The 17,002-nt window shown below is 70.7% G+C and carries 15 protein-coding genes and 1 pseudogene; 10 read left to right on the forward strand and 6 right to left on the reverse strand.

Annotated elements, in window-relative coordinates; translation table 11 throughout:
- Positions 1-23: 23 nt before the first annotated feature.
- Complete coding sequence (locus tag ACFY2B_RS25885; RefSeq protein WP_390765461.1) at positions 24-482, reverse strand: cupin domain-containing protein; 459 nt, start codon at positions 480-482, stop codon at positions 24-26.
- Positions 483-604: 122 nt separating this feature from the next.
- Between ACFY2B_RS25885 and ACFY2B_RS25890 the strand changes: the two genes are divergently transcribed.
- Entirely contained in the window at positions 605-1,210 is a 606-nt protein-coding gene (locus tag ACFY2B_RS25890) for a TetR/AcrR family transcriptional regulator (RefSeq protein ID WP_390765462.1), read from the forward strand.
- 168 nt (positions 1,211-1,378) lie between these two features.
- Positions 1,379-1,543, forward strand: a pseudogene (locus ACFY2B_RS25895) (aminoglycoside phosphotransferase family protein); the annotation flags it as partial.
- Between the two features lie 279 nt (positions 1,544-1,822).
- On the opposite strand, the gene ACFY2B_RS25900 reads toward ACFY2B_RS25895, so the two are convergent.
- On the reverse strand, positions 1,823-2,419 hold the full coding sequence (locus ACFY2B_RS25900; protein ID WP_390765463.1) for a TetR/AcrR family transcriptional regulator: 597 nt from the start codon (positions 2,417-2,419) through the stop codon (positions 1,823-1,825).
- 164 nt (positions 2,420-2,583) lie between these two features.
- On the opposite strand from ACFY2B_RS25900, the gene ACFY2B_RS25905 reads away from it, so the two are divergent.
- From ACFY2B_RS25905 to ACFY2B_RS25920, 4 genes are all read left to right on the forward strand, one after another.
- Positions 2,584-3,840: a cytochrome P450 gene (locus tag ACFY2B_RS25905; protein WP_390765464.1), complete on the forward strand. Its 1,257-nt coding sequence runs from the start codon at positions 2,584-2,586 to the stop codon at positions 3,838-3,840.
- Complete coding sequence (locus ACFY2B_RS25910) at positions 3,840-4,037, forward strand: ferredoxin (RefSeq protein ID WP_390765627.1); 198 nt, start codon at positions 3,840-3,842, stop codon at positions 4,035-4,037. Before ACFY2B_RS25905 ends, ACFY2B_RS25910 begins: the two co-directional genes overlap by 1 nt.
- A gap of 6 nt (positions 4,038-4,043) precedes the next feature.
- Positions 4,044-5,234, forward strand: a complete 1,191-nt coding sequence (locus tag ACFY2B_RS25915) for an NAD(P)/FAD-dependent oxidoreductase (protein WP_390765465.1) — start codon at positions 4,044-4,046, stop codon at positions 5,232-5,234.
- Between the two features lie 208 nt (positions 5,235-5,442).
- The gene (locus ACFY2B_RS25920; RefSeq protein WP_390765466.1) at positions 5,443-6,162 is read left to right on the forward strand and encodes a hypothetical protein; all 720 of its coding nucleotides are present in this window, start codon (positions 5,443-5,445) and stop codon (positions 6,160-6,162) included.
- A gap of 127 nt (positions 6,163-6,289) precedes the next feature.
- Here the strand turns inward: ACFY2B_RS25920 and ACFY2B_RS25925 are convergent, their stop codons facing one another.
- Complete coding sequence (locus tag ACFY2B_RS25925) at positions 6,290-9,175, reverse strand: AAA family ATPase (protein ID WP_390765467.1); 2,886 nt, start codon at positions 9,173-9,175, stop codon at positions 6,290-6,292.
- 174 nt (positions 9,176-9,349) lie between these two features.
- Between ACFY2B_RS25925 and ACFY2B_RS25930 the strand changes: the two genes are divergently transcribed.
- Genes ACFY2B_RS25930 through ACFY2B_RS25940 form a run of 3 tightly spaced genes read left to right on the forward strand, consistent with a single transcriptional unit; the run spans position 9,350 to position 12,043 of the window.
- On the forward strand, positions 9,350-10,264 hold the full coding sequence (locus ACFY2B_RS25930; protein WP_390765468.1) for an MBL fold metallo-hydrolase: 915 nt from the start codon (positions 9,350-9,352) through the stop codon (positions 10,262-10,264).
- Positions 10,265-10,286: 22 nt separating this feature from the next.
- On the forward strand, positions 10,287-11,765 hold the full coding sequence (locus tag ACFY2B_RS25935; protein WP_390765469.1) for a carboxylesterase/lipase family protein: 1,479 nt from the start codon (positions 10,287-10,289) through the stop codon (positions 11,763-11,765).
- A gap of 41 nt (positions 11,766-11,806) precedes the next feature.
- Complete coding sequence (locus ACFY2B_RS25940; RefSeq protein WP_390765470.1) at positions 11,807-12,043, forward strand: Rid family hydrolase; 237 nt, start codon at positions 11,807-11,809, stop codon at positions 12,041-12,043.
- A gap of 14 nt (positions 12,044-12,057) precedes the next feature.
- Here the strand turns inward: ACFY2B_RS25940 and ACFY2B_RS25945 are convergent, their stop codons facing one another.
- Positions 12,058-13,056 (reverse strand): helix-turn-helix domain-containing protein, encoded by a 999-nt coding sequence (locus ACFY2B_RS25945; protein WP_390765471.1) that lies wholly within the window; start codon positions 13,054-13,056, stop codon positions 12,058-12,060.
- 227 nt (positions 13,057-13,283) lie between these two features.
- Between ACFY2B_RS25945 and ACFY2B_RS25950 the strand changes: the two genes are divergently transcribed.
- Entirely contained in the window at positions 13,284-14,168 is an 885-nt protein-coding gene (locus ACFY2B_RS25950) for an aldo/keto reductase (protein ID WP_390765472.1), read from the forward strand.
- 461 nt (positions 14,169-14,629) lie between these two features.
- On the opposite strand, the gene ACFY2B_RS25955 is transcribed toward ACFY2B_RS25950, so the two are convergent.
- Together ACFY2B_RS25955 and ACFY2B_RS25960 are read right to left on the reverse strand one after the other, a co-directional pair.
- Positions 14,630-15,793, reverse strand: a complete 1,164-nt coding sequence (locus tag ACFY2B_RS25955) for a twin-arginine translocation signal domain-containing protein (protein WP_390765473.1) — start codon at positions 15,791-15,793, stop codon at positions 14,630-14,632.
- Between the two features lie 271 nt (positions 15,794-16,064).
- A complete protein-coding gene (locus tag ACFY2B_RS25960; protein ID WP_390765474.1) occupies positions 16,065-16,931 on the reverse strand; it encodes a GNAT family N-acetyltransferase in 867 nt (288 codons plus the stop codon).
- Positions 16,932-17,002: the final 71 nt, after the last annotated feature.

A 17,002-nucleotide genomic window follows, 5' to 3' on the forward strand; every position in this document is an offset into this window, starting at 1 on the left:
TCTGAGTGGAAGTCGGACAGCCGTCACGCGAAGTCGGTCGCGGGGACGGTGGCGTAGCGGCTCATGATCGCGACAGTCGACTCCGGGGTCGGTTCCCGGCCGCCCGCGATCATGTTCCGCAGGTCGCGGAAGTACTGCACGTACAGGTCCGGCGTGAAGGTGTTGACCATCACCGCCGGCTCGTCGCCGAGGTTGGCGAAGGTGTGCGGGGCGCCGGGCGGGATCATCGCGAGCGTGCCGGCCGGCGCCGCGTGGACGGTCTCCCCGACAGTGAAGTGGACGGTGCCGGAGACGACGTAGAAGCCCTCGTCGTGCTGGGCGTGCCGGTGCTGCGGCGGGCCCTGGGTGTGCGGGGCGAGGGTGATCTCTGCGATGCCGAGGCGGTGCGCGGTGGTGCCGCCGTCCTCAAGGATGCGTATCTGCGTCGGTCCCAGCCGGATGGTCTCGCCGTCGTCCGGGCCGACCACGGACACCGTGGTCATTGCTCCTCCTTCGTGAGAGCTGACTCTCACGACATTAGATAGGACGATCGCGTAATGCAAGTGAACTCTCATAAGGAGAGGTGACTGCTATCATGCCGGGAGTCGACAGGAGGAGTCGCGCGATGACGGCGCAGACAGGTGCCGGCCGCACCAACCAGAAGCAGCGCACACGGATGGCGATCGTGGCCGCCGCCCGTGAACTCATCGGCACGGGTGCCGAGGTGGCCATGCCCGCGATCGCCCGCGCGGCCCTGGTCTCCGAGGCCACCGCCTACCGGTACTTCCCGGACCTGCCCTCGCTGATCTCGGAGGCGCTGGCCGGTGTCTGGCCGCCCCCCGCCGAAGCGCTCGCACCGGTGGCGGACTCCGCCGACCCCGTCGAACGCGTCGCCTTCGCCTGCGAGTTCCTGCTGCGCGGCGTCCTCGCCCGCCAGGGCTCGGTGCGGGCGATGATCGCCGCCACCATCACCAGGCCCGAGGCGGTGCCCATGCGTCCCGGTATCCGCTTCGGGCTCATCGAGCACGCGCTCCTCCCGCTGGAGGAGACGCTCGGCGTGACGGACCCGGACGCCTTCACCCAACTGAAGCGTGACCTCGCGGTGGTCGTGAGCGCCGAGGCGCTCTTCACCCTCACCGATCTGTGCGGGCTGGGCCCCGACGAGGCTGTCTCCAGCGCCGTACGGACCGCGTCTGCCCTCACCGCGGCCGCGGTGTGCTCGACCAGGTAGCGCACCAGGACGGCGATCGTTCTCTCGTTCGAGGGGCGATCGTTCTCTCGGTCGAGAAGAACGGCTGGTCACTGACAACAGTGCCGGATGCGAAGCGGTCTTTCGAGCAGGAACGATTGTTCACGAAAGCCTTTGCACGGGTCGTCGTCCGGATGATGGTGTGGCGCGGTGATCAACCACGATGAGGCTGCGGCTGTCCGGCCGCTGACCCTGGCCTGGGTGGGCCGGCACCTGGAGGTCGGCGAACGGATCGTCAGGACCGAGGCGCTGCACGGCGGCATCACCGCCGAAATGCGGAGGCTGACCATCGGCACGCGGGACGGCGAGCGCCGGGCCCGCGCCGGCGGACCCGGTGTTCGGGGAAAACCGTGGGTGACTCCAAGGGCCACTTCATGAAGCGCTTCCCGGCGCAGTGGGACGGCTACTGGCGCGCGGTGTGGCGCACCCCGCACCCCCAACGGCTCCTACGTCGATGCCGTCAGCGGCGAGGACCGTGCCGAGGTCGACCACTGGTGACCGCGGCCCACGATGCGGCCCGCCGCTGTCGCGATAGTGGTTCCGCACCATGATCTGCCGCAGGACTCGGCCCCGGCGGCCGAACAGACGGCGCCGTCAGGCGGGTGTGGGGACCGGGATCGCGTTGGTGTGCACCAGATGCAGTGTCTCGCGCGCGATGTCGCCCACATCGACGGTGCCGCCGCTGTCGATCCACTTCTGCAGGATCACCTCGATGACGTTCACGGTCCCCGCGGCCGCCAGCGCGGCGACCACGTCGGATCCGGTGTCGCCGATCCGGCGCAGGATCTCCCGGGTCAGTTCCTGACGCCAGCGCCAGTTCTGGTTGGCGAGGCCGGCCCGCAGCACGGCGGTCCGGTTGGTGATCTCGTACAGCGCGATCAGCCGTCCGGAGTGGGCCGTGATGGTGTGCTGGACGCTGTCGATCACCGTGTAGAGCGCCTGCGGCAGTGGCAGGTCGTCGGGCTGTTCCAGGAACACCGCCAGCGCTGTGTTCAGGCCCTCCTCCACGAAGTTGATGACCAGCGCTTCCTTCGTCGGGTAGTACCGGTAGAGCGTGCGGGTGCCGACTTCCGCCGCGGCGGCGATCTGCTCGACCGTCGTGTTGTCGTAGCCCTGTGTGGCGAACAGCTCGAACGCCTTGTCCGCGATGAACTGCCGGGTGCGTTCCATCTTGGTTTCGCGCAGTCCCATGTCCCCCACCTCCGCCCGCGATGACCGCGGCGATCCTAGCACTGCCAGGTGGCAGTCGCTGTCACCTGGCAGTGGCGTGAATGCTTCCTTGCGGCAGTACCTGCCCCATGGCAGCCTTGGCCGTATGGCAATCACTGCCACTTTATGCCGAGGAGCTGGGCACCATGAGTGAGACGACCACCGACATCCCCGCTGCCGTGGGCAGCTTCCCGGTCACGCGGGACGGGACGTGCCCGTTCGACCCGCCCGCCGAGTACGCCGAGCTGCGCAGCCACGACGGGACCATGGATCTGCTCTCCTGCCCGGCGGGGATCAACGTCCAGGTCGTCAGCAAGTACGACGACGTACGGTCGGCGCTGATCGACCCCACACTCAGTTCGCACGCCGCCCCGTCCACCCATGTGGTGGCGGGCGGCGACGTCGACAGGCCGGTGGTTCCCGGCTCGATCCTGCACATGGACGGTGCGGAGCACGCGAGGCTGCGCAGGCTGCTGACACCCGAGTTCACCGTCAAGCGCGTCGAGGCCATGCGCCCCTACATTCGGCGCCTGGTCGACGAGCACATCGACGGGATGCTGGCCAGTACCGGGCCCGTCGACCTGTATCACGACTTCGCGCTGCCCATCCCTTCGATGGTGATCTGCGAGCTGCTGGGAGTCGCCTACGCCGACCGGGACCGGTTCCAGCAGCAGACCGGCGTGATGCTCTCCGTGGACCGCGACCCGGCCGAGTTGGAGCAGGCCAACGCCGAGGTCATGCGGTTCATGGAGCAGCTGGTGGTGGCCAAGGCGGCCGAGCCCACCGACGACCTGCTGGGCAGGCTGATCGTGCGGGCCAGGAAGACCGGACAGGAACTGAGCATCGAGGAACTGACCACACTGGGCATCTCGCTGCTGGTCGCCGGGCACGAGACGACCGCGAACATGATCGGACTGAGCACGCTGGCCCTGCTGCGCCGGCCCGACCAACTCGAAGCGCTGCGGGCGGATCCGGGGCTGGCCGGCACCGCCGTCAACGAGATGCTGCGCTACATCTCGCCCGTGCAGTTCGGGCTGCTGCGCCACGCCACCGAGGACGCGCAGGTCGGTGAGGGGACACTCAGGGCCGGGGAGTGGCTGGTGGCCGCTCTGGCCTCGGGCAACCGGGACGAGTCGGTGTTCCCCGACCCCGACCGGATCGACCTCAGGCGCCACGCCACCGCACACCTGGCTTTCGGCTACGGCATCCACCAGTGCCTCGGGCAGCAACTGGCCAGGGTCGAACTACAGGAGGTGTTCGCCCGGCTGTACCGGCGGATCCCCACGCTACGGCTGGCCGTGCCGTTCGAGGACATCCAGTTCAAGGACAACGCGCTGGTCTACGGCGTGCGCGCGTTGCCGGTCGCCTGGGACAAGTCGGATGGTGCGGAGGCCGGCGAATGATGCGGGTCAGTATCGACGTGGAGGCGTGTGTCGGAGCCGGGCAGTGTGTGCTGGCCGCCCCGGACGTCTTCGACCAGCGTGACGAGGACGGCATGGTGGTCCTGTTGCTGGAGAACCCGCCCGCCTCCTTGGAAGAGGCCACGGAGCAGGCCGCGCTGCTCTGCCCGGCGCTGGCCATCCGGACGTCGGACGAGTAGGCGTCCGTGGACAAGATCGTCATCGTGGGCGCCTCGGCGGCCGGTCTGACCACCGCCGAGGCCCTGCGCCGAGAGGGCTGCACCGGGCAGCTCATCCTGGTCGGCGACGAACAGCAACCCCCCTACGACCGGCCGCCGCTGTCCAAGCAGGTGCTGGCGGGCACGTGGGAACAGGGCAGGACACAATTGCGCCCGGACACCGTCTACCGCGACCAGAACATCGAGTTGCGGCTGGGCACCCGGGCGATCGGGGCGGACCTGGACAGTCGCACGGTGGAGCTGTCCTGCGGGCGGCAACTCGGCTTCGACCGCCTGGTCATCGCCACCGGGGTGACCCCGCGCAGGCTGCCGTTCGGCCATGACCTGGCCGGTGTGCACGTGCTGCGCACCCTCGACGACACCCTGGCGCTGCGCGCCGATCTGCTGCGCTCGTCCTCGCTGGTGGTCGTCGGCGCCGGGTTCCTCGGCTCCGAGGCCGCTGCCTCGGCCCGGCGACTGGGGCTGGAGGTGACACTGGTCGATCCGCTGCCGCTGCCCCTGGTCCGCCAGTTCGGCGACCGCATCGGCCGACTGGTCGCCGACCTTCACCAGGAGCAGGGGGTCCGGGTACGCACCGGCGTCGGAGTGGCCGCGCTGCTCGGCGAGGACAAGGTGTCCGGAGTCGAGCTGACCGACGGCACGGTGGTGCCCACCGAGGCAGTGCTGGTGGCGATCGGCTCGACGCCGGCGACCGACTGGCTGACCGGCAGTGGGATCCCGGTGGAGGACGGCGTGCTGTGCGACGCCACCTGCCAGGCCGCCGAGGGGGTGTACGCGGCGGGCGACGTGGCCCGCTGGTTCAATCCGCACTTCGGCACGCGGATGCGGGTCGAGCACCGGATGAACGCCACCGAGCAGGGCATCGCGGTGGCCCGCAACCTGCTCGGCGCGAGCGTCCCGTTCGCGCCGGTGCCGTACTTCTGGACCGACCAGTTCGACGCGAAGATCCAGGCGTACGGCATCTTCCCGGCGGGCGGTGAGATGGTGATCGCGCACGGTGAACCGGCTGACCGGCAGTTCGTGGCGCACTACCGCGTGCGGGAGCGGATCACCGGGGTACTGGGGTGGAACATGGCCAGGCAACTGCGCCAGGACCGGCTCCTGATCACGGCACGGGACAGCGGGCCCGCCGGAGACCGTCCGCTCCGTGACCTTTGACGTCCCGCTCGACGGCATCCGCCGACGCGTTGACGACACCGACGGGACGGCCGGGCCGTCCAGCGGGCCGCCGCTCAAGGCGTGGCACACGGGTCCAGCGGGCGCGGCGACCCGGACCGCACGCGACTCCGGGTCGCCGATTCCGTGTCCTGGCCGGTACGTTCTCGACGGCGTACGGGTGGGACCGCTGTGAAGGAGGACGCAGAGGGTGAAGACGAAGGTGTGGCTGCAACGGCCGTTCTGGACGAGCGAGGGCGTGGCGGTGCCGGAGGACGACGGAGGAATACGCCTGAAGATATGCGTCGCCGACGCCACCCTCAAGGCCCGCGAAGCCCAGGAACAGGCCACTGCGTTGGCGTATCCCGAGCGGGTGCTGCCACCCGGCGGTGCGGAGGAGTACTGCAAAGCCCGCGAAGAGGGCGTTCGGTCCTTCGTCCTCTGGGCGGACCGGCACCGGCAGGGTGTCCAGGCCCGTGTCGTCACCAAATCCGCCGCGAAGGGCAGGGCGGCGACGTACGAAGTCCTCGGCACGACCGGCGAGTCGGTGGCGCTCATCGTCCGCGAACGGGCACTGAACGGTGGATTCAGGACACGCTGGACCGTGCAGCCGACCGGAGGCCCCACCGCCGTCGGACGCAAGGGAAACCCCTTCTGGTGGGGCATGTGGTGGCTGCTGCTGCCCCTGCAAGCCGTCTTTTTCGTCGGCATCGTCCTCGCGGGCCAGGGTGACCTGATGGGAACGCCGCGCCGCACCAAATGGCGGGCCGGCGGCAAGACCGTGCTCGACTGGGCGAGCGGGGCCAGTACCTTCCAGCTCACCGTGGCCGACGACCGATGGGACCCCCGGGTCACCGCGGCGCTGGTGCTCCTCCTCGACAGCCACAGCGGCCCCTTCGACGGCTCCTGGGACGACGGTCTGCGGGACTGACCCGCCCCCGGGTCAGGTCGCGCCGGCGACGGGCGCCGGGGTGCGGGTCGTGCCGCCGTGTCTCGTGCACGTCCGGTCCTGGCGGCGAGCATGCGTCAGGTGGCTGCCTCCGCGGCCGGGCCCGCCCTCATTCCAGGCGGTCGGCCGTCGCGAGGGTGCCCTCGATGAGGCTGCGGAGCTGGGAGCGGGCGGTGATGCCCAACTTGGGGAAGCTGCGGTAGAGGTGCGAGCTGACCGTGCGCGGAGAGAGGTAGAGCTTCTCGCCGATCTCGCGGTTGGTCAGTCCATGGGCGGCGAGCCTGATGATCTGCTGCTGTTGCGGGGAGAGTTCGGCGAGCGCGTCGGGAGCCGTGTCCGTGACGCCGAGGCCGGCGGCGCGTGATTCGGCCCGGGCGCGCTCGATCCACGGGCGTGCGCCCAGGCGGCGGAAGGTCTCCAGGGCCTCGGTGAGCGGCGCCCGCGCCTCGGCGATGCGCCGCCGGCGCCGCAGCCGTTCGGCGAGGTCGAGGAGGGTCTGGGCGCGTTCGAAGGGCCACTGCTCCAGGACCGGGTCGGCCAGGGCGGCCCGGAAGTGCGGCTCGGCGTCCTCGGGGTCGGCCAGCAGACCTCGGGCCCGGCTGATCAGCGCACGCAGCCGGGGTGAGGCGTTCTCCGCGAGCGTGCGTGCGCACCGCTCGACGATCGTGGCGGCCTCCTCACGACGGCCGCAGCGGACAGCGGCGGCGGCCAGATCCGCGAGGGCCGGGTAGGAGGCGTGGTAGTGCACGGGCGCGCCGTCCGCCGTGAAGACCATGCGGAGGTGCTCGTACGCGGTCTCGTACGCGCCTTCCGCGGCTGCCGCGGCACCGAGCGCACGACGGGCATAGACACGGACCGAGCGGTTCTCCAGCGGATCGATCAGGGCGAACGCCTCCTCGGCGCGGGCGCGGGCCGCGGTCGCGTCACCCCGGTAGGCCAGCAGGGTGGCGTCCACGGTCGCCGCACAGGCCACGGCGTGGCCGAGACCGGCTGCCCGGCCGACCGCGATGACGCGGGCGCAGGCATCACGGGCCTGGTCCCACCGTCCTCGTTCCACATAGGCCCAGGCGACCGCGCCGCTCAGCCCCTCCGGCAGGGTTCCCCGCGCCGCCCAGCGGTCGAACGCCTCGTCGAAGGCGCGGACGGCCCGCGGGGTCTCGTCCAGCAGCCACGCCATGATCCCGACGGTGGTGAGCAGCTCCGGCCGGGCTTCCGCCTCGGAGACCGACCGGGGGAGCAGGGAGAGGAATTCGGCCCGGTCGTGGAACGGGTCGGCCACGGCCCTCACCCAGGTGCGCAAGCCGGCGGCCGAGGTGTCCTCGGGAAGGCGCCCCAGGATGTCCAGGACGCGGTGGCGCTGGGTGTCCTCCCCGGAGTAGAAGCGGACCACGGCGGCGCCGGCCAGGAGGTCCAGCGCGGCGGCGGGCCGGACCACCGCCAACTCCTCGGCGGCGTCGGTCAGTCGGGAGAAGACAACGGTGTGGCGCACGGTCAGGACCGCCAGCCGTCCGGCCTGCACGGCGGCGGACGCCAGCAGCGAGGTGTCGTCCGTGCGCGCACGCGCCGCGGCGGTCAGTTCCTCGACCCAGGCGAGGTCTCCGGTGAGCACGGCCGCCGCGGCGGCCTCGACCAGCAGCCGTGCGCTGTCCTCGCGTCGCGGCGCGAGTCCCGCCGCGCGCTGGAGGGCCTTGGCCGCGGCCGCGTGGCCGCCGCGGCGACGGGCCCGGGCGGCGGTCCGCTCCAGCTCCGCCGACACGGCCGCGTCCGGGCCCGGAGAGGCGGCGGCCAGGTGCCAGGCACGCCGGTCCGGTTCGTCCCGCAGCAGCTCGGCGAGCGTGAGGTGAGCCTCGCGCCGCTCCTCGAAGGGCGCGGAGTGATACACGGCGGACCTGATCAGCGGGTGGCGGAACCGGAGGTCCCGGCCGGTCCGCCGGACCAGCCCGGCCTGTTCGGCGGGCCGCCAGGGGTCGTCCTCGGTGTTCTTGGCGTTCCCGGCGTTCCGGGCATTTCCTGCGTTCCCGTCGTTCCCGTCGTTCTCGTCGTTCCCGTCGTTCTCGGGTTTCTCGGCGTTCGCAGGCCCGGCCGGGACGGCGATCGGGAAGTCGACGCTGTCCATGGCGGCCAGGAGCAGCAGAGCCGAAGCCGTGGCGGCGGGCAGGCCGTGCAGGCGGGCGGCGAAGACCCGCTCCAGATGGTCGCTGAGGGGGAGCGGACCTTCGGACCCCGACCACACGGCCGCGTCGTGGGCGGTGGCCGCTCTCGTCAGTTCCACCAGTGCCAGGGGGTTGCCGCCTGCCTGGTCGAGGATCCGCGCCCTGGTGCGGCCGGTGGGGCGCTGCGGCTGCCGGTCCAGCAGCCGGCCGGCCGCGGCCTCGTCGAGCGGTCCCAGGGTGAGCGTGGGCGCGTGCCGGTCGAATCCCGGGAGGTCATCGCCTGCACGGGCCGCGATCAGCATCGTGATCGGTTCGCCTTCTAGCCGTCTGGCGGCGAAGGACAGCGCGTCCAGGGAAGCACGGTCGAACCACTGCGCGTCGTCCAGCACCACGAGCACGGGATGCCGGTCGCCCAGGGCTGACAGCAGGCTCAGGACGGCGACCCCGATCAGCATGAGGTCGGGTGCGCCCGCCTGCCCGGGGGTGGCCGGTCCCGTGCCGAAGGCGGCGTGCAGGGCTGCCCGCTGTCGCTCCGGCAACCCTTCCACCTCGGCCGGCAGCGGGCGCAGCACCTGATGCAGCGCGGAGTACGCGAGGCTCGACTCCGACTCGCTGCCCTCGGCACGCAGGACGCGAGCACCGCCGGCCGCGGCCCGACGCACCGCACGGTCCAGTAGCGCGCTCTTCCCCGTGCCCATGCCACCGACCAGTATCACCACCGGGTCGGCCGACGCCGGGTCCACCGCGCAAAAGAGGCTCGCCAGCTCCGCGTCCCGGCCGACGAGCGGCTCCCCCGGATCCGGTCCCGTGACCGGGCCGAGGTTGCCTGCCTGCTCGTCCACGGGGTCTCCAGGAGGTGTGTTCTGCGCACGGGAGCCGTCTGCCCTGCCCACCCAGGCTACAAGCGGCCGGGCGCGGTGCCCGGAGCGCGCGGGTGCAGTCACGTTACGGATACCGCCCTCACCAGGTCCGCTCGTACGGTTCCAGGAAATCCGCCACATTCCCGAGGACGCGCCATGGACCACATCACGCTCGGCAATATCAGCATCATCCGGGTCTGGGAATACTTCGGTTCCGTCGACATGGCACCCGACGCCTTCTTCCCGGAAAGCCCGAAGCACGTGTGGGACGACGGCGCCTCCTGGCTGACCCCGCATTTCCTGGATGCCGGGACCAACACCGTGAATTCCGCGATCCAGACGTGGCTGCTGCGCAGCGAGGGCAGGACCATCCTCGTCGACACCGGCGTCGGCAACCACAAGGAGCGCCCGTACGCACCGGTCTGGAGCCACCTCAGGACGGATTTCCTGACGAATCTCGCCCGGGCCGGGGTCGAGCCCGAGGACGTGGACATAGTGATCAACACACATCTCCACATCGATCACGTCGGCTGGAACACGTATCTGGACGGCCGGCAATGGGTGCCCACTTTCCCCAACGCCACCTATCTGATGCCGAAGGACGACTTCGACTTCTGGAACCCGGAGAACGGCCACAAACCGCTGCTCGGCCGCGGCAACCAGAACGTCTTCGAGGACAGCGTGGCCCCGGTGCACCAGGCCGGCCGGACGCGGCTGTGGGAGAACAGCCACCGGATCGACGCCGGCCTGCGCCTGGACGCGGCACCCGGACACACCCCCGGCTCCTCCGTCCTGACCCTCACCTCCGGGACGGACCGCGCCGTGTTCGTCGGGGACCTGCTGCACAGCCCGGTGCAGATCCTCGAACCCGACGCCAACAGCTGCTTCTGCGAGGACCCCGCCGGCGCCCGCGCCACCCGCCGCAAGGTGCTGGGCTGGGCCGCCGACAACAACGCACTCGTGATCCCCGCACACCTGGGCGGCCACGGCGCCGCCGAAGTGGTGCGCGAGGGAGACAAGTTCGCCGTCAAGGGCTGGGCGCCCTTCGCCCCGTACACCGAGCGTGCCTGAGGCCCGCGGAAGGACACGAGACATGAGCAGCCACTTTGACCCCGTCGTGACCACGGCGCAGGGAGCCGTCCGCGGCCTGCGCCAGGGCGACACCGCCGTCTTCCGGACCATCCCCTACGCTGCCCCGCCCCGGGGCGCCGCCCGGTTCGCGCCGCCACGGCCGCACCAGCCGTGGGACGGCGTACGAGACGCCACCACGCCAGGACCCACCGCGCCGCAGTCCGAACGCAAACTCGGCAGCATCGACATGTCCCCCTACTTCGGGGCCGGTTGGAGCCGCGGCGAGAACTACCTCACGGTCAACCTCTGGACGCCCACGGCCCCCGAAGCCGGCCTGCCTGTCATGGTGTTCGTCCACGGCGGCGGATTCGTCGCCGGATCGACGCGGTCCGCGCTGTACGACGGCTCCGCCTTCGCCCGCGACGGCGTCGTCCTCGTCACCCTCAACTACCGGCTCGGCATCGCCGGTTTCCTCGACCTCCCCGGCGCGCCCGCCAACCGCGGCCTGCTCGACGTCGTCGCCGCGCTGCGCTGGGTCCGGGAGAACATCGCTGCCTTCGGCGGTGATCCGCACAACGTCACCCTCTTCGGCCAGTCGGCCGGGGCGACCGTCGTCGGCGGCGTCCTCGCCGCCGCGGAGGCCGCGGGCCTGTTCCGCAGGGCGATCGTGCAGAGCGGCAGCGGCCTGGGCGCGTTCACCACCGAGCAGGCCGCCCGCGTCACCCACGCGGCGGCCGGGATCCTCGGCGTCGAACCCCACGCCGACGCCTTCGCGGAGATCTCCGACGAGCGCCTGGTGGCGGCCGCCTCCCGGCGCGCGGGCATCGACCTGCGGACCGAGACGCACCACGACCCGCTGATCGGACTCAGCCCCTTCAGCCTGGTCCTCGACACCCAGCCCGCCCACTCCGTCGCCGCCGATGTCGACCTGCTCATCGGGACCAATACCGAGGAAGGGAACCTCTACCTGGTCCCCGTGGACAAGTACGCCACCTCGACCGCCGAGGATGTCGACGACACGGCGGCGCGCTCGCACCCGAATCCGGCGCGGCTCGTCGAGACCTACCGGAAGACACGCCCCGGGGCGTCCTTCGGCGCGCTGCGCTCCGCCATCATGGGCGACGCGCTGTTCGGCGCGGGCAGTTGGGCCCTGGCCGACGCCCATGCCGCGCATCCCCGGTCCGCCACCTACGCCTACGAGTTCGCCTGGCGCTCCCACGCCCTGGACGGGGAACTCGGCGCCACCCACGCGGTCGAGCTGCCCTTCGTCTTCGACCTCGCGCACCAGCCCCGACTCCATGGCCCCGCCGCCCTGCTCGGCCCGGACGGACCCCCTGCCGATCTTGCCGCCCGGATGCACGAGACCTGGGTCCGGTTCGCCAGGACCGGTGACCCCGGCTGGGACCCGTACGACACCGAGCGCAGGCCCACCATGCGCATCGACGCCGAGTGGACCCAGGAGGACGACCCCCGCGGCCAGGAACGACAGGCATGGAACTGACCCTCGTACGCGCCCGCCCGCACCCTCGTGAAGGACACACCGTGTCCAGAACCGTCATCACCACCGAGCATGCACCCGCCCTGCCGGCCCCGCTGTCCCAAGGCATCCGCAAGGGTGCCGTCCTACAGGTCTCCGGGCAGCTCCCGCTCGACCCCGACATGGGCGAGGTCGTCGGCACCACGGTCGCCGAGCAGACCACACAGACCCTGCGCAACGTCACCGCCGTACTCGACGCGGCCGGCGGGACCCTCTCGTACGCATCCGGGCCGGCAGGCTAGGCTACGGCCCCCGGCTACGCTCGCGGGTGCCTGCCGGACGGGTCGGTGGAGCGGGCGTAATCGGTGGGGGTCTGACCGTAGTGCGCCTTGAAGGCCCGCGTGAAATGGCTGCTGTCAGCGAACTGCCAGTAGGCGGCGAGTTCCGAGATGCTCACGCCGTTGGACGGTGAGGCGAGGGTGAGCCGCGCCTCTTCCAACCGCCGGTGCCGGATGTACGCGGCCACGGACTCTCCCCCCGCGGCGAACGCCCTGTGCAGAGTGCGCACCGAGACGTGGAGTTCACGGGCCAGCATCGCCGGCGACAGTTCGGGATCGGCAAGCCGGCGCTGGACGAGATCCTTCGCGGCCTGGGCCAGTGCGGGCGCCAGCAGAGGCTCCACGCCGTCGAACCGGCCCCCGGCCACTCCTTTGGCCAACTCGATCAAAGTGCTGTGCGCGGCCTGCACACCGGCCGGGCCGAGATCGTTCACGGTGGTGTTGACCATGGTGGTGTGGGCCACCAGCAGCCGCACCTCGGCCGCGTCCGCCGACCCGGTCACCGTCCGGTTCCCGAGCAGCGGCACCAGTGGGGGCGCGGGCAGCACCGCGACCAGCGCCGCCGTGTGCGGCACCGTCTCGAACGGCGACGACCGTCCGACATGCCGGAGCAGGAACTGCCCAGCCGACACGGTCTGTTCGCCGTGGTCCCGCGAACTGCCCAACGTCCACGAGCCGCGCCGCACGACGTACAGCCGTACCCGGTCCTCCACACTGTGCGGAGTGTCCGCGGTCCGCATCGGCGACTCGCTGTGGGCCTGGACGATCGCCACATCGCGCACCCGGGCTGCGCGGGCCCTGACCCGGTAGTCCCCTGCCATGGCCGGGCTGAAGGCCGGCAGCGGGAAATCATCGCCGATCTGCGTCTCCCACGCGTCCAGGAACGCATCGAATCCCTGCCGCACGGCACGCCGGGCCATGGTGTCCAGGGAGAACGCGCCCCGCGACTCGTCTGCCTGCTGCCCCGTGCTGGTCATCGGCGGGCCACACTCCTCACGCTCGCGTCACACGCGTTTCGTACTCGTTGCTCCGGCGCCAACGGGTGGCACTGATCTTCCGACCCTATGACGCTGTCGTCCAAGTGTGCCGCCGACCGGACGTCCTACGCTGCTTGGAAAGGGGCGATGCCGGACCGTCCGGCACCACCAGGGCGAATCGCAATTAACCGGAACTAACCGGAAAAACTGGGAAAGAAAAGGGAATAATGGACCTGCACTCCTCCGATCAAGCGAGCACCGGCGAGGGCGTCGCGTCCGGGACGATCGAGATCGCCGGGAAGACCGTCCACCGGCTCGGCTTCGGAGCCATGCGCCTGACCGGCCCCGGCGTCTGGGGCGAGCCGGCCGACCGCGGCCCGTTCATCCAGCTCATGAGGCGCGTGATCGAGCTGGGCGTCGACTTCATCGACACCGCCAGCGTCTACGGGCCGCACGTCAGCGAGGAGATCATCCGCGCGGCGCTGCACCCCTATCCGGCGCACGTGCTGATCACCACCAAGGGCGGTCAGACGCAGTCCGGCCCCGGCTCCTACGCCACGCTCGGCCGCCCGGAATACCTGCGGCAGGAATGCGTACTGAGCCTGCGCCGCCTGGGCGTCGACCACATCGACCTGTACCAGCTGCACCAGGTCGACCCCACCGTCCCGTTCGAGGACCAGATCGGCGTGATGAAGGAACTCCAGGACGAGGGTAAGATCGCCGCGATCGGCCTCAACGAGGTCACGGTCGACCAGATCGTCGCCGCCCGCCAGATCGTCGACATCGCCTCCGTCCAGAACCAGTACAGCGTCACGACACGCAAACACGAGAACGTGCTCGACCACTGCACGCGTGAAGGCATCCCCTTCATCTCCTGGTTCCCCCTCGACATCGGTGCGCTCGCCCAAGCCGGCGGCCCCCTGGACACCATCGCCGCACAGACCGGCGCCACACCGGCCCAGATCGCGCTGGCCTGGCAACTGGCCCACTCCGAGAACCTGGTACCCATCCCCGGCACCGCCTCGATGGCCCACCTCGAAGAGAACGTCGCCGCGGCAACCGTCCGGCTGAGCCCGCAGCAGATCGCGGAACTCGACGCCCTGGCCGGCTGATCACCCTGGTCGACGCGGCAGCGCCTCGGTGCCTCGGGCAGCCCGGCGTGGGTCGATTGTGCGGTCGTCGCCGGTTCGGGCACCGCCGGCCGGCAAGACCTGGGGCTGAGCCCCGCGTGGCCCTTGCCCGCTGAGGCTTCCCCGGCGAAGTTGATTCTCGGATGGCCCACGGGGCCGGGCAGGCGTGAAGCCCCTGGCAGGACCGGTCCGCCAAGACCATGTCCGCTCGAACCAGAGGCTTCACGTCGGTCACCCGCGCTGCCGGACTCGACGTCCCGAGCCGCATCGTGGAGTTCCTCGCCCGGCTGTCGGCCGCTCACCGGCGCGTGATCGGCACGCCGAAGGGCGGTCACGCCCTGGGCCTGTTCCACCAGGCGGTACCGCTGCCGCGCCGGCTCCGAGCACACGGCTGCGTGCACTGCCCGGCCCGGGATGCCGGGCCCTGCCGCAGACAGCTTCGCTCAGGAGCCGGACACGACCGTCACCGGCCCGGACTCGACGGTGCCCGACGTCCCGTCGGCCCACGTGCCGGTCACCCGGACGGTCACCGTGTCGTGGAGGTACTTTCCCACGAGGTGGAACCGGGCCCGGTTCGCGCCCGCCACCGGTTCGCCGTTCACGAGCCACTGGTAGCTGAACTTCGCAGCCGGGACCCACTTGCCCGGGTCGGCCGTCACGTACCCGCCGACCTTCGGCGAGCCCTTGATGACCGGTGTGCCCGTCACCTTCAGCCGATAGTGGTAGAAGGTGACGTTGCCGGGGCCGTTCGGATCCGGCTGCTCCCGGTTGAGGATGCTGAGGGTCAGACCGTCCCGTGTCTCCAGGAACGACAGGCCCTCGACCTCTTGGTCGTAGGGAACCTTGAGGTCGAAGAGGACCTGGACCTCGCCGGTCGTCAGGTTGGCGCGGGAGATGTTCTTCCCCGCGTCGTCCGAGGCGAAGTACATCCAGTCGTCATGGATCTTGCCGCCCTGGGCCTGGTCGATCGTCTGCGACAGCGGAATGTATCTGTTGAACGTCCAGTCGCGCAGGTTGTAGACGGCGATTTCCGTCGCGTTGTCATAGGCCATGCCGTAAGCGAGGCCCTTGCGGGCGTCGACGGCCACCCAGCTTGCGATGTCCTGCACGCCATGCGGTGGGTTCAGGGCGGCGGCCTGACCGGTGAAGCTCAGATCGGCCGCGTTGTAGACGGCGAACACGGGTGTGTCGTAACGGCTGCCGGTAACCGCGTCGCGCGTGCTCGTGTCGAGCGAGATGTAGAGCTTGCCGTTGGCGTAGTCGATGTCGCCGATGTGGTTCAGGCCCTTGTGGGCGAGCGGCGAGGGGTCGGCCAATTCGGACGGGATGGCCGGCGAGCTCTTGAAGAGGGTGTTGTACTGCATGTCCGTGATCTCCAGCCCGTTGGTGCTGGAGAAGTACCAGTGGGTGCCGTCAGTGGTGACGCCCTGGCCGCGCGAGCTCTCGGCGTCGCCGGTGAACACGTCCTTGCCGATGAACTCCCACGTCTCGACCCCCTGCGCGGGTGTTGCCGCCGCCACCGATGCCGCCACCACCGGTCCCGCCGCCACGGCCGCGCCGGCCACGGCGAGTCTGCCGATGAACTTCCGTCTGGTGAAACTTCCCATGATGGCTCCATGCGATCCGGTGGCGGACGACCCGTGTCCGCCGTGTCGGCCTTAAGTCGTATGAGGGCGAGTTTGCGCCGCCGCGGCGGCAGCATGACCACGCGCTGAACCTCGATTCGCCGGCGGCCGCGCGTGCGTAAACGGGTGGCTGGGACGCCCGCCAACTGGCCGACGTCCTGCGGCTCTGCGGCGAGAAGCGCGCCCCGCTGCTCTTCCTCTGACGAAGCCCGAGCTGACAACGGAACGCGCTCACGGACAGCTTCTAGCCGGCTTACGGTGTGGAGAAGGCGAACTCGTAGGGGGCCCAGTCGGCGATCCGGCGGTACCCGAGGCGCTGGTAGAGGGCGTTGCTGGTGGGGTTGCCCGCGTCCGTGAACAGCACGACCTCTGTGGCGCCCGCGGCGAGCGCGGCCCGGCTCACCGCTGTGGTGACGGCGGCCGCGTAGCCGCGCCCGCGGAGGTGGGCCGGGGTGTAGACGGGGTCCACCCGGACCATGCCGGCGATCATCGGGTTGAGCCCTGCCATGGAGACGGGGGTGCCGTCGGGGGTCTGCCAGAAGGTGTAGCGCTTCTCGGCGAAGCGTGTGCCGGCCCAGGAGCCGGCGTCGATGATGACGGTCTCGCCGAGATCTGCGGCGAGTTCACGGCACCAGTGCATGAGGTGTTCGTGATCCTGCTCGCCCACGGGTCGGCTGTGGCCGTCCGGGTGCGGCTTCGGAGGGGTGAGTGTGTCCAGGCGGTACAGGTGCATCCGGACGGGGAGCGTCGGCGTCGCGCCGGTGTACCCCTGCCAGGCTTCGGCGAACGCGGTCGCGGTGTCGTGGTCCGCGGTGACGCCGGCGAGGGTGTGGCCGAGGCCGGCGAGCTGGGCGGCGAGGGCGTCGGCCCGCTCGGGTGAGAGCGGGGTGAGGGTCAGCCGACGGGACAGAGGGCGGTAGAAGATCGCCCGGGTATCGCCATCCGACTCCAGTCGGCCGAAGAGGACGGTTCCGGGAACGAACGCGCCGGGGCGGGTTCGCCATTTCTCCAGCACGGTGAGCGGCGTGTTGTGCAGGGCGGGGCGCGAGCGCAGGAAGTCTGCGGCACGGGCGAGCAAGTCGTCGATGTCTTCGGTGAGGTGCCAGGTATCTGGGCGCATGGCTCATGGTCCCGCACCGGTGTCCGCGGACGGTCTTGCCGTCGACGGCCGGTCCGGTCAGGCGGTCGCTG

It is taken from the genome of Streptomyces sp. NPDC001270 (assembly GCF_042896695.1).
In the GTDB taxonomy this organism is placed as follows: Bacteria; Actinomycetota; Actinomycetes; order Streptomycetales; family Streptomycetaceae; genus Streptomyces.